The organism is Gemmiger sp. (assembly GCF_057431175.1).
Genome location: NZ_DBMDDV010000030.1, coordinates 1 through 13,643 on the forward strand (window position 1 = coordinate 1; position 13,643 = coordinate 13,643).

The window sequence follows — 13,643 nt, forward strand, 5'->3', positions numbered from 1 at the left end:
TCTTTGTGCTTTATTTTTTTCTTTTTTAGATATAGTAAGTTCCACAATAGTCCTCCTTAATCAGCCGTTACAACATTCCACACTTTTGTCGATTTTTCCCTAAATCTCCCAAGATATAACCTTCATTTTTATTTACATCGTACTTATAAATGTATTTGTCAACCTGACTCATGAAATAATTTTTCTTAACCAAGTTTGTTATTACAGTATTTCTCTGTGTATCAACTGTTTTTTCAAGTGTAGTTGAGAAGCATACATCAATCTAGAATGAGAAGCACATGTAATTCAGACTCATTATTTACCATAATATCAATTTTTAATTGCAGGTGCAATATCATAATCCGTGAAGCATGAATTTAGTAACGCAAAAGGAAATATATGACATACACCCAACTAAGTAAACCATGAAAAATCGCCCAACCGACAGATTTCCATGTTTGCTTCCTCCATCAATTCCGATTTGTCATCCTGATCATATCACAAAAAAGCGCCCATGCCAAAACCCGGCATGGGCGCTGCCTTTACTGCTTTAGTTTTTCAGCGCCTGCATCGGGGCGGGGATGCGGCCGCCGCGGTGGATCATGACCGCAGGGCTGAACTTGCTGATGGGCATGATGGGCGCGTGGCCCAGCAGGCCGCCAAAGTCCAGCACATCGCCGGCCTTGTGGCCGATGGCGGGGATGACGCGCACCGCCGTCGTCTTGCTGTTCACCATGCCGATAGCGGCTTCATCCGCAATCAGGGCACTGATGACCTCGGCGGTGGTATCGCCCGGGATGACCACCATGTCGATACCGACCGAGCAGACCGCCGTCATGGCTTCGAGCTTTTCCAGCGTCAGGCTGCCGCAGTTGGCGGCGTTGATCATGCCGTCGTCCTCCGACACCGGGATGAACGCGCCGGACAGGCCGCCGACATGGTTGGACGCCATGACGCCGCCCTTCTTGACCGCGTCGTTCAGCAGGGCCAGGCAGGCCGTGGTGCCGCAGCAGCCGCAGCTTTCCAGGCCCATCTCTTCCAGAATGTTCGCAACGCTGTCGCCGATGGCGGGCGTCGGGGCCAGCGACAGGTCGATAATGCCCGCAGGCACGCCGAGACGCTCGCTGGCGAGATTTGCCACCAGCTGGCCCAGGCGGGTAATTTTGAACGCCGTGCGCTTGACCAGCTCGGCCACCTCGTCCATCGGGGCGTCCTTCGGCAGTTTGGCCAGCGCGGCACGCACCGCACCGGGGCCGGAAACGCCGACGTGAATCTCGCAGTCCGGCTCGCCCGCGCCGTGGAACGCGCCCGCCATGAAGGGGTTGTCCTCAGGCGCATTGCAGAACACGACGAGTTTTGCGTCGCCCATGCACATATTGTCCTTGGTCAGCTCGGCGGTCTCGCGCACGACCTGGCCCATCAGTTTGACGGCGTCCATATTGATGCCGGACTTGGTGGAGCCGATATTGACGCTGGAACATACAATATCGGTTTCGGCCAGCGCACGGGGGATAGCCTCGATCAGGCGCTTGTCGCCCGCCGAAAAGCCCTTGTGTACCAGCGCGCCGAAGCCGCCGATGAAGTTGACCCCCACGGCCTTGGCCGCGCGGTCCAGCGCCTTGGCGTACTGCACCGGGTCGGCATCAGGCGCAGCGCCCAGCAGCATGGCAATCGGCGTGACGCTGATGCGCTTGTTGACGATAGGGATGCCGTACTCGGCGCTGATGCCGTCCACGACCGGGACGAGATTGCCCGCCAGACGGACGATCTTGTTGTAGATTTTTTCGCAGGCTTTGTCGCCGTCCGGGTCGATGCAGTCCAACAGACTGATGCCCATGGTGACGGTGCGCACATCGAGATTTTCTGCGGTGAGCATCTCGATGGTTTCCATAATGTCGCGGCTGTTGATGATTCTCATACTGCCGCCCCCTTAAATGGTGTGCATGGCGTCAAAGACTTCCTGGCGGGTCACAGTGACCTGCATCTTCATCTCTTTGCCCAGCTCGGCGAAGCGGTCGCGCACAGCGGCGGCCTCGGCGGTCGATTTGCTCAGATCCACCAGCATGATCATGCAGAACATCTCCTGCATGATGGACTGGGAGACGTCCTCAATGTTGATATTCAGCTCGGCACACACCGCGCTGACCTTGGCAACGACACCCACGGTGTCCCGCCCAATGACCGTGATAACTGCTTTCATAGTATGACCCCCTCAAAATGTCCGGTGATAAACGGAATACTGCCATTATAACAAAGTTCTGCAAAAGAGTAAAGAATTTAACGAAAAGTGATACTTTTTCAAATGAGCGAACAGCCAACAAGCTGCCGCTTTGCAGGGGCCGCACAGGTGTGGTCCGCAACTGTACGGCGGACATCCGCTTGCCTTTCACGCGCGAGCCGGTCATGCCCGGCCCCTACAGGGCGTCGGAAATGTCAAAACTCCGCCGAATGTTCCGCGCCGCGTACATCATCCCGCTGCAATTCGGCCAGCAGTTCATCCTCGCCGCCGTGGAGCAGCAGCTTCTCGCTGTACTGCTCAAACCGCTCACACTCGTTCTCGGCCAAGAACGGCGCGGAGTCGGGGCCGAGGGCCAACTCGTTGACAAACACGACCATCTCCTGGCCGTCTTCAAACGCCTGCTCCATAAAGTCAAAGGCGCATTCCAGCGCGTCGCCCGCAGTGGAAACCGCTTCCTCCCGGTGGCGCACCTGCGCATTGAACGCCCCGCGCACCGTGTCAAAGGCGTCGTCAGCATCCAGGGCGCTGTCCAGGTGCCTGCTCCACTCTTCCAGCAGGGCCAGCGTGCGGGTGCGGGCGGCGGCTTCATCGGGCAGCAGTGCCCCGGCAGCCTTGTCGGTGTCCAGCCGGGCGCGGTAATTCTCGCACTGGGCGGCAAACAGCGCAGCGGGGTCGGCGTCATCCTGCTGGGTCAGTGTGCGCTTAAAGCTGCGCAGCTGCTGGTAGCAGGCATCCGTCACCGCGCCGGTGGCCGTGGCGGCGGCAAAGCGGGTGTTCAGCCCCGCCAGCAACAGGCTGACCAGGCTGATGCGCTCGTCAAAGCTCGCGTCCATGGCGCGGGCCACCACCGTGTCAAAGGGCTTGCCCTGCAGGATATCCTCGACGCCGTAGTCCTGGTGGTACTTGCGGTAGAGCACCCAGTAGGCCGCAAAATCCCGCGCGACCTCCGGGTGGCGCAGGTATTGCCCGATGACGCCCTCGTCGATGGGCAGATCCAGCTTGTCCGCCGCCTGCAGGAAGGCGGACAGATCCTCCCACCCGCGGGCGGTCACAAACTGTACGCCGTCCACATCGTTCTCGATTTTGTAAAAGTGCTGGGGGCGCAGTTCCAGATAGGCCGTCACGGCGGGGTGCAGCCGGTGGGCGCGGGCGTAGTCCTGCCAGACGCTCAGCTTCGGCTCAACGTCGATGCGCCGCACGCGGTCCAGCGTGACGAGGTCAAATTCCCGCACACTCTTGTTGTACTCCGGCGGGTTGCCCGCCGCCACAATGACCCAGCCTTCCGGCACGGCCTGGTTGCCGAAGGTCTTGCACTGCAAAAATTGCAGCATCGTCGGGGCCAGCGTCTCGCTGACGCAGTTGATCTCGTCGATGAATAGGATACCGTTTTTCTTGCCGGTGCGCTCCATGGCCGCGTAGACGCTGGCGATGATCTCACTCATCGTGTACTCGGTCACGCTGCGGGTCTTGCCGCCAAAATCCCGCTCCCGGATGAAGGGCAGGCCCACGGCACTCTGCCGCGTGTGGTGGGTGATGGTATAGGCCACCAGCGCAATGTCGCACTCCTGCGCAATCTGCTCCATAATTTGGGTTTTGCCTACGCCCGGCGGGCCCATCAGCAAAATGGGGCGCTGGCGGATGGGCGGTATCAGCGGGCGGCCAATATCGTCTGTGGCAAGGTAGGCTTGCACAGAACGCTTGATTTCCTCTTTGGCACGTTGAATATCCATGGTTCATCGTCCTTTCGGGTCAAATTCTTCCGGCTGCAAAACAAGGCGCATGGCCCAGGGCGGCACATCGGGCGGGGCGGTGCCGTCCTCCAGAAACAAAAACGCAACATCGAACGCCGGGCGGCGTGTGGGATAGACACCCTTGCCGTCGGTGAAGTATAAAACGCCCTGCAAGTCTCGCAGTGCGCCGTCCTGGCGCAGTTCTTCAATGCGGGCGAATGCGGGGCGGAAGTCCGTTCCGCCGCCGCCCACCAGTGTAAACTGGGCCGTGTAGCGGTCGAGGGCGTCCAAATCGTTCAGCCAGGTTTCGTCCCGCACGGCGTTGTCCGCCTGCATGACCAAAATGCGGCACTGGCGGAAAAAGCTGTCCTGGCTTTTTAACAAGGTGAAGGTCTCTTTCAAAAACGCCTTGACCAGCTCGCCCGCGGTGGACTCGCTGGTGTCCACCACAATGACGAAGTCGCGGATCTTTTTCACCTCGCGGCTTTCCAGCGGCTCAATTAAGGGCATATTGCCGTAGGTGCGCAGGCCGTAGCTGTAAAAGCCCAGGTCAAATTCCTCGGGGTCAAGGTGCGGCTCCTCATGCCAGACGGCGAAGCGGCGCAGGAAGTCGCGGTAGGTGCGGCGGCTGCGCCCGGCCTGCACCTGGGCCTGCAAAGCCTGGGCGGCGGTGTCCTGCCCGGCGCGCTGGCCGTTTTCCTCCATGCTCAATTCGGTCTGGCGGCCCAGGTTTTCCCACTGCTTGCCGCGCATCTGGGCCTCGGGGCTGGTGGGGTCGGCAGGCCACAGGCGGTGGCTGTCGGTGTAAAACTCCCGCTGCCACTTGTTCAACGTTTCGGCGTCGGTCTTAGTCAGCACACGGTAGATTGGCCCGGCGGCCAGAAATTTGCATGACTGCCGCAGTTGTGTATAACATTGCTGCCGCACCCAGCCCACCGGGCGCTTCGTGGCGGCGGTGTTCAGGGTGTCCAGCGTGCTTTCCACGGCAATGTCACAGGCCAGGCCCCACAGGTCGGGATCGCGCTTGTCCCGCAGCCACAGGTGGCGGAAGATGCAGTGGAACAAACTGTGCAGGTAGGCCCGGGGCAGGTAGCGGCGGTTTTTGCGGTAGGTGTCCAGCACCCAGGGCGCAGGGTAGTAGAGCGCCCCGCCGTCGGTGGCAAAGCTGCCGCCGCTCTCCGTCTGTGCGGCGGGCAGTGCCCCCAGCGCCGCCGTCAGGTAGCGCTGGTCCAGATACAACTCCCCGCGCAGCTGTTCCATGACCCGGCGGGCCATCGTCTGTTCCCATTCGGTTTGGGTTTGGATGTGTTTGGGCATTTTTACAAATCCTCAAAATCATAGGTCTTTTTCACCCGCCTGGGGCGGCCCAACAAAATGGCTGCCCCGGCGCTCCAACCGGCGCGGGAACAATAGACGGCGGCGTCAGCGGTGGGCAGGCCTAGGCCCACCAGCAGCCGCAGCGCGGCTTCATCCCGGGTGTCGATGGCCAACTTGAACGCATCCGCCGGGTGGGCGGTCAGATACAATTCATAGTCTGCGCGGGCGTTGTCGCTAAGGCCGAACGGCTGCACCAGCCGCCCCAGCGCCAGGCGGCAGAGCGTATCCGCGCTCTCGCCGACGCAGGCCTGCGTGAACGATGCGTCAAACGCCGCGTAATCTACTGCGCCGCCGGGCGTAAAGCACTGCCGCATCCGGTAGCCCTCGCCCTCAATGCTGTGGTTGAAAATATGCGCGGGGGTGTTCTCGTCCAAAAACTCCGAATACTCGGGGTAAAACAGCCGCGCACCATCCAATTCTGCCGTGATATCGGCGCTGACGGCCCCCAGCAGCTTTTTCAGCCCGGTGGGGGCGTCCGCTGCGGCCCGCAGCGTAAACACCCGTAACTGGCGGCAGTTCGTGAACAAATCGCTGCCCAAGGATTCCACCCCGGTCCCCAGCGTGACCCGGCGCAGCTTGCGGCAGTTGTAAAATGCCGCGCTGTGCAAGACCCGCACCGTGTCCGGCAGAGTGACTTCCTCCACAAAATTGCCGGTGATCTCGTGGGTGTCGGTACCGGTGCATTGCGCCCCGGGCCTGACAGGCTTTTCCGCAAAGCAGTAGGGGCCGATCTCCACAACGGGCAGACCGCCAATAACGCCGGGCACGGCGGGGCAGGGGGTATCCCCCAGCAGGCGCAGCACCCGTACGCCGCCCGCGCATGGCTCCCAGAAAACCGTCACAAAAAAGCCCCCTTTACATTACCGCCATTATAGCATAAAATAGGGACGCGAGAAACAGAAAAGTGAGAGAAATCTATGAGAAGTGTCAAGCAAACGGATATTTTGACCGGCAGCATCCCCAAACAGCTGCTGTTGTTCTTTCTGCCCATCTGGTTCGGTACGCTGTTCCAGCAGCTGTACAACACGGCGGATACTCTGATCGTCGGCAACTTTGTGGGCACCAACGCGCTGGCAGCGGTGGGCGCAACCAGCTCTTTTGTCAATCTGTTGGTGGGCCTGTTCGTCGGCCTGTGCAGCGGCGCGGGCGTTGTCATTGCCCAAAGCTGGGGCGCCCACGATGCCGACGCCGTTGACCGCCAGGTACACACGGCGCTGGTGCTCAGCGTGGCCATCGGTGCGCTGCTGACGGTGCTGGGCCTGCTGACCGCTGAGCCGATGATGCGCCTGATGGGTACGCCTGCGGAAATACTGGACGATGCAGCGCTGTATCTGCGCATCTACTTTTTGGGTATGATCCCCCAGATGCTCTACAACATGGGCACAAATATTCTGCGTGCCATCGGCGATTCCAAGCGGCCGCTGTACTTTTTGATGGCGGCGTCGCTCGTCAATATCGCGCTGGACGTTGTGTTTATCGCAGCGTTCGGCTGGGGCGTTGCGGGCGCGGCGTGGGCCACGGTACTCAGCCAGGTAGCCAGCGCGGCGCTGACGCTGCGGTGCATCGTCGGCTCCCAGGGGATGCCCTGGCACGTCCGGCCCGAAAAACTGCGGCTGCACAGCGATGTGTTCGCGGCCATCTGCACCATCGGCGTGCCCGCTGCAGCCCAGAGCGCCATGTACAACATCAGCAACATTTTCATTCAGAGCAGCATGAACAGCTTCGGCACCAGCACGATTGCGGCGTGGGGTGTCTACGGTAAGATCGATTTTGTGTTCTGGATGACGATCAACTCGCTGGGCATCGCCATCACGACCTTTGCGGGGCAGAACTTTGGCGCACGGCAGTACGACCGCGTGCGGCGCGGCGTGCGGGTCTGCCTTGCCATGGCGGCGGGCATCACGCTGTTCATCAGCGTTACGTTCTACAACCTGGCGGAGCCGCTGTTCCGGCTGTTCAGCCAGGATGACGCGGTCGTGGCCGTGGGCGTCGGCATGATGCACGTCCTGACGCCGGTGTACATCACCTATATCTGCATCGAGGTGTTGGCCGGGGCGCTGCGCGGCTGCGGCGATGTGCGCATCCCGACGCTGATCACGGTGTTTTTTGTCTGCGGCCTGCGGATGCTGTGGCTGTTTGTGGCCGTGCCGATCCGCCACGAGGTCGCCACGGTGGAGTTGAGTTATCCCATCACCTGGACGCTGGCATCCGCGCTGTTTATTGTGTACTACCTCAAGGGCGGCTGGATGCAGCGCTGCGCGGAGAAGTGGGAGAGAAAACAGAAAGCGTAACAACAAAACCCCCATCGGGAAAATTTCCGATGGGGGTCATTTTTACAAATTACAGCTTAAAGCTATCTTTCAGCGTGACAATGCGGTTGTAGACGCCATCGTGCTTGCTGTCCGGCGTAAAGTAGCCATTGCGCACAAACTGGAAGCGGTCGCCGGGCTTGGCGTCCTTCAGACTCTCCTCGAGCTTCGCACCCTGCAGTACCTTGACGCTGTCCGGGTTCAGGTAATCCTTGAAGTCGGCATCGTCGGGGATGCTGTTCATGTTGGACTCGGTGAACAGTTTGTCGTACAGCTCAACCTCGGCGTCCAGGCAGTGGGCGCAGCTGACCCAGTGGATGGTGCCGCGCACTTTGCGGCCGTCGGCGGGGTTGCCGTTGCGGGTCTCCAGGTCAGCCTCGGCGTGGATCGCCACGACCTTGCCGTTCTCGTCCTTGTCCACGCCGGTGCAGCGGACCAGGTACGCACCCATCAGGCGGACTTCGCTGCCCAGCGTCAGGCGCTTGAACTTCGGCGGCGGCACCTCAAAGAAGTCGCTGTTCTCGATCCACAGCTCCTTGGTGAAGGCGACCTTGCGGGTCGTCGAGTCGTTGGCGTCGCGGTTCGGGTTGTTGGGCAGGTCAAAATACTCGCACTGGTCGGTGGGGTAGTTGTCGATGATGAGCTTGACGGGGTCCAGCACGGCCACGCGGCGCTGGGCGTTCAGCTCCAGCTCGGCACGCAGCACGGCCTCCAGCTGGCGCATATCGACGAGGTTGTCCGCCTTGGAGATACCGGCGTCCTTGACGAACTTGAAGATGCTCGTCGGCGTGTAGCCGCGGCGGCGCAGACCGGACAGGGTCGGCATGCGGGGGTCATCCCAGCCGTCCACGATGTTTTTCTCCACCAGCTCACGCAGGTAGCGTTTGCTCATGACGGTGTTCGTCACGTTCAGGCGGGCAAATTCGCGCTGCTTCGGGAACTCTTTGCCGAACAGATTGGTGATGACCCACTCGTACAGGGGACGGTGGTTCTCAAATTCCAGGCTGCACAGGCTGAAGGTGATACCCTCGATGGCGTCCTGGATCGGGTGTGCGAAGTCGTACATCGGATAGATGCACCACTTGTCGCCCTGGCGGTGATGCTCGACGTGCTTGATGCGGTAGATGGTCGGGTCGCGCATATTCATGTTCGGGCTTGCCAGGTCGATCTTGGCGCGCAGCGTCTTTTCGCCGTCGGCAAACTCGCCCGCGCGCATACGGCGGAAGAGGTCAAGGTTTTCTTCCGGCGTGCGGTCGCGGTAGGGACTGGGGCGGCTGGGCTTGCCGGCGTCGTTGCCGCGGTACTCCTGCATCTGCTCGCGGGTCAGGTCGTCCACATAGGCCTTGCCCTCCTTGATGAGCTGCTCGGCGTACTCGTAGCAGCGCTCAAAATAATCACTGCCGTAGAAAATGCCGCCGTTCGGCTCAGCACCCAGCCATTTCAGGTCCTGCAGGATACTCTGCACGTACTCGTCACCCTCGCGGGCGGGGTTCGTGTCGTCAAAGCGCAGGTTGAACAGGCCGCCGTAGTGCTTGGCGATGGTATAGTTGATGAAGATCGCCTTGGCGGAACCGATGTGCAGGTAGCCGTTCGGCTCCGGCGGAAAGCGGGTATGCACAACATCGACCTTGCCCTCAGCGAGGTCGGCGTCGATGATATCCGTCAAAAAGTTGGAAAATTTTTCGTCTGCCATGATTACACCCCAAATTATATGCCGCAGCGCCACACCGCAGGGGTGGATGCTCGCATCGACCCCCACAAGCGCCCGGCAATGCTATTTTTAACTATTTTACTATTATACCGTGTACAACTGCATTTAGCAAGGGGCAAAAACTTCTGCGCACCTACTGTTATTTATAAAAGGTTTGTGCTATAATCAATACTGATTTACTATGTTGCCATGAAAGGGGGCATCCGCTATGCCGACCCCGCAAAACAGGGAGCCGGGCCGCCGCCCGCGCAACCCCGATACAGAACGCTACACGATGCAGGGCGATTGGGCTGTGCCCAACCAGCACCCCACGGCCCCGCCCCAGCGGCGCGCCCCCACGCAGGAACAGCGCCGTGCCGCCGCCCGCCGACGGCGGGAAATTCGCCGCCGACGCCGCAGGCTGGCCGTGCTGGGCACGGTGGGCGGCGTGCTGGTGCTGTCCGGTATCATCACGGTGCTGCTGCCCAAAAGCATGAAGGGTGAGACCGAAGCCGCGCCTCTGCCCACCGCAGACCCCGCAGGTACCCGCCTGGTGGCCCCGCTGCCCTACGCCGGGGCGGGGGACAGCGGCAGCCAGAACGCCCAGACGCTGAACTGGGGCACCGTCGGCCCGCAGCGCCAGACCGCTGATACCGGCTACACCTACACGGCGCTGCCCGCAAAGCCCGCCGCCCTGCCGGAGTTTGGCCGGGTGGATACCAGTTGGTTCGCCGACGCAGCCTTCTTGGGTGACTCGCTCACCGCTGGCTTCTGCGCCAATGAGTACAACATTGATGTGGGTGGTGCGCTGATCTGTGGGTATGAGGGCATCAGCCCCAACACCGTTGTCAACCGCACCACCGTTACCAGCCCCGACCGGGGCGAGGAAGTCCCGCTGGATGTGCTGGCCGCTGCCCAACCCGCCAAGCTGTATATTTTGATCGGTACAAACGCCCTCGTCCAGCCCGGCAACGATGACAGCTTTTTGGCCTACTACGGAAAAATGCTGGACGACCTGCGCACGGCGCTGCCTGACACGACGTTCTATGTGCAGTCGGTGCTGACTGCCACACAGGAAAAGGTCAGCGACAGCCTCCCGGGCCTGGCACCGGACCGGCTGGCGGTCATCAACGCGGCCATCCAGCAGCTTTGCGCCGAGCGCGGCTGTTATTACCTCGACCTGAACGCAGAGTTCGCCGACGATGCCGGGTATTTGCAGACCGATTTCTCTCAGCCCGACGGCGTACACCTGACGGTGTCCGGGTACAGCAAGTGGGTCAGCTACCTGTGTACCCACGTCCCATACAGCAAGAACAACCCCTACCAGGCCGGAAGCACCTACTATTTAAGTGATGATATGAAGAATTTGCTGAACGATATTCCGTAAAGGAGCCACCCATGCCCAACGAAAACGAACATCCGCGCTACACGGATCCGGACCATCCCTACTCCGGCAGCGGCCTGCGCTACCAGAACAACTACAACCGCAATGAATATCACGCCGGGGACGGCCCGTTCCAGTTCCCCTGGTGGGCCATCGTCATTGGCTTTGTGGTGTGGTGGCCGCTGGGCTTTATCTTCATCGGCCTGAATGCCGCTATGAAAAACGGTAAGCTGGGCAGCTTTGAGCAGAAAGCCCGTACCCGGACCCAGAGCTACCGCAGCGGCCCATCAGTGCAGGAGGGACAGTTCCGTCCTATCTACGCTCAGCAGGATAAGGAGAGCGCGGGCAAAACTGCCGCCGCACCTCGGGATGCCGAGAAAAAGCGCAAGGGCATGGCCCTTGCCAACGGCTTGACCGTGGCGGGCGTTTTGCTGCTGCTGACCGCGCTGGCGGCGCTGCCCGGAGGTACCTACTGGCTGCCCGACGCCTTGACGGGGGATCTCGAGTACATCCGCTGGTTCTTGGCGGATATGATGCCTGTGTTTGTCTCGGCCACGGCGGGCGCGGGCTGCCTGTTCGGCGCGCACCACATCCGCACCGGCCGCCGCTTGCGCAAAAAGATCGACAATATTGTCGGTGATGCGCAGTATATGTACATTAAGGATATCGCCGACGCCATCCCGTGCAGCTATGAAAAATGCTGCAAGCACCTGGAAAACTGCATCGACGACGGCGTGTTCGGCCCCGAAGCCTACCTGGATATGCGCCGCAAATGTCTCGTCGTGACCGGCAAGCCCCCCGAGCCGACCCCGAAAAAGGCGAAGAAATCCAAGGTCGAAAAAGCAGATCCGATGCCCGAGAAGGATCAGTACCAGAAAATCCTCGACGAGCTGCGCCGGGTCAACGACGCCATCCCCGACGAGGAGATGACCGACAAGATCAGCCGTCTGGAAGCGGTCTCGGCCAAAATTTTTGAGCAGGCCAAGTCCGACCCCGACAAGCTGCCCCAGATGCGCAAGTTCATGGATTATTACCTTCCTACGTCGTTAAAGCTGCTGAACACCTACGCTGAGCTGGACAACCAGGGCGTGGAAGGTGAGAACATTTCGGAGTCGAAGCGCCGCATTGAGCTGACGATGGATACGCTGGTCAAAGCGTTTGAAAACCAGCTCGACCGCCTGTTCGCCAGCGACGCCCTCGACGTCAGCGCCGACATCGATGTGATGCAGAATATGCTGCGGGCCGACGGCCTGACCGATGATGCACCGTTTAAGATGTAACCACCAAAAGCCTCCCTTGTCAAAGGGAGACATTATCCCCATACTACTAAGGAGCCAATATCCCTATGCAAAAATCCACCGGCCAGTTCCATAACAGCTGGCGCAACTTTTCCAAATATCGGCCGCTCATCCGGGAGCTGGTCACACGCGACCTCAAGGTCAAATACCGCCGCAGCGTGCTCGGCTATGTGTGGAGCATCTTAAACCCGCTGCTCATGATGCTGCTGCAGACCCTCGTTTTCTCCTATATGTTCCGGTTCGATATCCCGAACTTCCCGCTTTACCTCATCTGCGGCAACACTCTGTTCAACTTTTTTAACGAGAGCACGAACATGGGCATGGGCAGCGTGCTGGGAAATTCGTCCCTTATCAAAAAAGTGTACGTGCCCAAGTTTATTTTCCCCATCAGCCGCGTGGTGTCCAGCTTTGTCAACCTGCTGTTCAGCCTGGCGGCCATTATCCTGGTCATGCTCATCACCCGGTCGCCGTTTTACTGGACGATTCTGCTCGTCTGGGCGCCGCTTTTGCTGCTGCTGGCGTTCTGCTGCGGCATGGCCGTACTGCTCTCGGCGCTGGCTGTCTACTTCCGCGATTTGCAGTATCTCTACGGCATCGTGACGATGGCCTGGATGTACGCGACGCCGCTGTTTTACCCGATCTCGGCGCTGCCGCCGTTTTTGATCCCCATCATTAAGCTGAACCCGCTGTACCACTACATCAATTGTATGCGGTGCCTGGTCATGTACGGCACCGTGCCCGGCCCCAACACCTGGATTGCCTGCATCGGCAGCGCAGCCGTCATGCTGGTTGTAGGCCTGGCGGCGTTCCGCAAATTGCAGCGCAACTTTATTCTGTATCTGTAAGGAGTTTCCCCCATGCCCATCATTCAGGTGGAGGATGTCTCGATGCGCTTTAACCTAGCGCAGGAGAAAACCGAGACCCTCAAGGAATATACCGTCAAGCTGCTGAAACATCAGCTTTTTTTCAATGAATTTTATGCGCTGCAAGACGTCTCGTTCAGCATCGAACCCGGCGAATCCGTAGCGCTGATTGGCCGCAACGGCAGCGGCAAAAGCACGATGCTCAAACTTATTGCGGGCGTCATGTACCCAACAAGGGGTACCGTCGCCGTCAACGGCGAAATTGCGCCGCTGATCGAGCTGGGCGCGGGCTTTGACCTCGATTTGACCGCGCGGGAAAACGTGTTTTTGAACGGTGCGGTGCTGGGCCACGACCGCACTTATATGGAAGAGCACTTCAAAAATATCATCGACTTTGCTGAACTGTGGGATTTTGTCGATGTGCCGGTGAAAAACTATTCCAGCGGCATGATCGCGCGGCTGGGATTCTCCATTGCGACCGAGGTCAAGGCGGATATCTTAGCCTGCGATGAGATTCTGTCGGTGGGTGACTTTATGTTCCAGCAAAAGTGCCACCAGCGGATGGAACAGATGTTATCCGGCGGTACAACGCTGCTTTTTGTCAGCCATGATATCAACCAGGTCAAGCAGCTCTGCAAACGCGCCATCTGGATAGACCATGGCCACATCCGCGGCGACGGCCCGGCGGAGGAAGTCTGCAACGCCTATGTGGAGGCTATGCAGAGAGGGGAATGACCCCAAAGGTTTCCCCCCAGGGGGAAGGCAGAACTTTTA

General features: G+C 59.7%; 11 protein-coding genes. 5 read left to right on the forward strand and 6 right to left on the reverse strand.

Features of this window, described 5'->3' with window-relative positions; all coding sequences use genetic code 11:
* Nucleotides 1-529 precede the first annotated feature (529 nt).
* The 5 genes from ACZO0A_RS10410 to ACZO0A_RS10430 form a co-directional block, all read right to left on the reverse strand.
* A complete protein-coding gene (locus ACZO0A_RS10410) occupies nt 530-1,897 on the reverse strand; it encodes a PFL family protein (RefSeq protein ID WP_215694620.1) in 1,368 nt (455 codons plus the stop codon).
* A gap of 12 nt (nt 1,898-1,909) precedes the next feature.
* Nucleotides 1,910-2,179, reverse strand: a complete 270-nt coding sequence (locus tag ACZO0A_RS10415; protein WP_215694618.1) for an ACT domain-containing protein — start codon at nt 2,177-2,179, stop codon at nt 1,910-1,912.
* Nucleotides 2,180-2,412: 233 nt separating this feature from the next.
* Complete coding sequence (locus ACZO0A_RS10420) at nt 2,413-3,948, reverse strand: ATP-binding protein (RefSeq protein WP_302376057.1); 1,536 nt, start codon at nt 3,946-3,948, stop codon at nt 2,413-2,415.
* A 3-nt stretch (nt 3,949-3,951) separates the two neighbouring features.
* The gene (locus tag ACZO0A_RS10425; protein ID WP_215694614.1) at nt 3,952-5,265 is read right to left on the reverse strand and encodes a vWA domain-containing protein; all 1,314 of its coding nucleotides are present in this window, start codon (nt 5,263-5,265) and stop codon (nt 3,952-3,954) included.
* Between the two features lie 2 nt (nt 5,266-5,267).
* Nucleotides 5,268-6,167, reverse strand: coding sequence for a leucine-rich repeat protein (locus ACZO0A_RS10430; RefSeq protein WP_291231764.1), 900 nt, complete (start codon nt 6,165-6,167; stop codon nt 5,268-5,270).
* A gap of 75 nt (nt 6,168-6,242) precedes the next feature.
* On the opposite strand from ACZO0A_RS10430, the gene ACZO0A_RS10435 reads away from it, so the two are divergent.
* A complete protein-coding gene (locus tag ACZO0A_RS10435; protein WP_486846294.1) occupies nt 6,243-7,616 on the forward strand; it encodes an MATE family efflux transporter in 1,374 nt (457 codons plus the stop codon).
* 49 nt (nt 7,617-7,665) lie between these two features.
* Here ACZO0A_RS10435 and ACZO0A_RS10440 read toward each other — a convergent pair whose 3' ends face one another.
* Entirely contained in the window at nt 7,666-9,327 is a 1,662-nt protein-coding gene (locus ACZO0A_RS10440; protein WP_302376055.1) for a glutamine--tRNA ligase/YqeY domain fusion protein, read from the reverse strand.
* A gap of 226 nt (nt 9,328-9,553) precedes the next feature.
* Here ACZO0A_RS10440 and ACZO0A_RS10445 point away from each other — a divergent pair, with 226 nt between their 5' ends.
* The 4 genes from ACZO0A_RS10445 (at nt 9,554) to ACZO0A_RS10460 (ending at nt 13,604) form a co-directional block, all read left to right on the forward strand.
* Nucleotides 9,554-10,711: a GDSL-type esterase/lipase family protein gene (locus ACZO0A_RS10445; RefSeq protein WP_302376054.1), complete on the forward strand. Its 1,158-nt coding sequence runs from the start codon at nt 9,554-9,556 to the stop codon at nt 10,709-10,711.
* Nucleotides 10,712-10,722: 11 nt separating this feature from the next.
* Nucleotides 10,723-11,988, forward strand: a complete 1,266-nt coding sequence (locus ACZO0A_RS10450; protein ID WP_302376053.1) for a 5-bromo-4-chloroindolyl phosphate hydrolysis family protein — start codon at nt 10,723-10,725, stop codon at nt 11,986-11,988.
* A gap of 65 nt (nt 11,989-12,053) precedes the next feature.
* Entirely contained in the window at nt 12,054-12,851 is a 798-nt protein-coding gene (locus ACZO0A_RS10455; protein WP_486846295.1) for an ABC transporter permease, read from the forward strand.
* A gap of 12 nt (nt 12,852-12,863) precedes the next feature.
* On the forward strand, nt 12,864-13,604 hold the full coding sequence (locus ACZO0A_RS10460; RefSeq protein ID WP_215694599.1) for an ABC transporter ATP-binding protein: 741 nt from the start codon (nt 12,864-12,866) through the stop codon (nt 13,602-13,604).
* Nucleotides 13,605-13,643: the final 39 nt, after the last annotated feature.

What these genes read in the sequence shown, in the direction of transcription:
- ACZO0A_RS10410 (WP_215694620.1), bottom strand. Translation starts at nt 1,897, where the DNA reads ATGAGAATCATCAACAGCCGCGACATTATGGAAACCATCGAGATGCTC.
- ACZO0A_RS10415 (WP_215694618.1), bottom strand. Translation starts at nt 2,179, where the DNA reads ATGAAAGCAGTTATCACGGTCATTGGGCGGGACACCGTGGGTGTCGTT.
- ACZO0A_RS10420 (WP_302376057.1), bottom strand. Translation starts at nt 3,948, where the DNA reads ATGGATATTCAACGTGCCAAAGAGGAAATCAAGCGTTCTGTGCAAGCC.
- ACZO0A_RS10425 (WP_215694614.1), bottom strand. Translation starts at nt 5,265, where the DNA reads ATGCCCAAACACATCCAAACCCAAACCGAATGGGAACAGACGATGGCC.
- ACZO0A_RS10435 (WP_486846294.1), top strand. Translation starts at nt 6,243, where the DNA reads ATGAGAAGTGTCAAGCAAACGGATATTTTGACCGGCAGCATCCCCAAA.
- ACZO0A_RS10440 (WP_302376055.1), bottom strand. Translation starts at nt 9,327, where the DNA reads ATGGCAGACGAAAAATTTTCCAACTTTTTGACGGATATCATCGACGCC.
- ACZO0A_RS10445 (WP_302376054.1), top strand. Translation starts at nt 9,554, where the DNA reads ATGCCGACCCCGCAAAACAGGGAGCCGGGCCGCCGCCCGCGCAACCCC.
- ACZO0A_RS10450 (WP_302376053.1), top strand. Translation starts at nt 10,723, where the DNA reads ATGCCCAACGAAAACGAACATCCGCGCTACACGGATCCGGACCATCCC.
- ACZO0A_RS10455 (WP_486846295.1), top strand. Translation starts at nt 12,054, where the DNA reads ATGCAAAAATCCACCGGCCAGTTCCATAACAGCTGGCGCAACTTTTCC.
- ACZO0A_RS10460 (WP_215694599.1), top strand. Translation starts at nt 12,864, where the DNA reads ATGCCCATCATTCAGGTGGAGGATGTCTCGATGCGCTTTAACCTAGCG.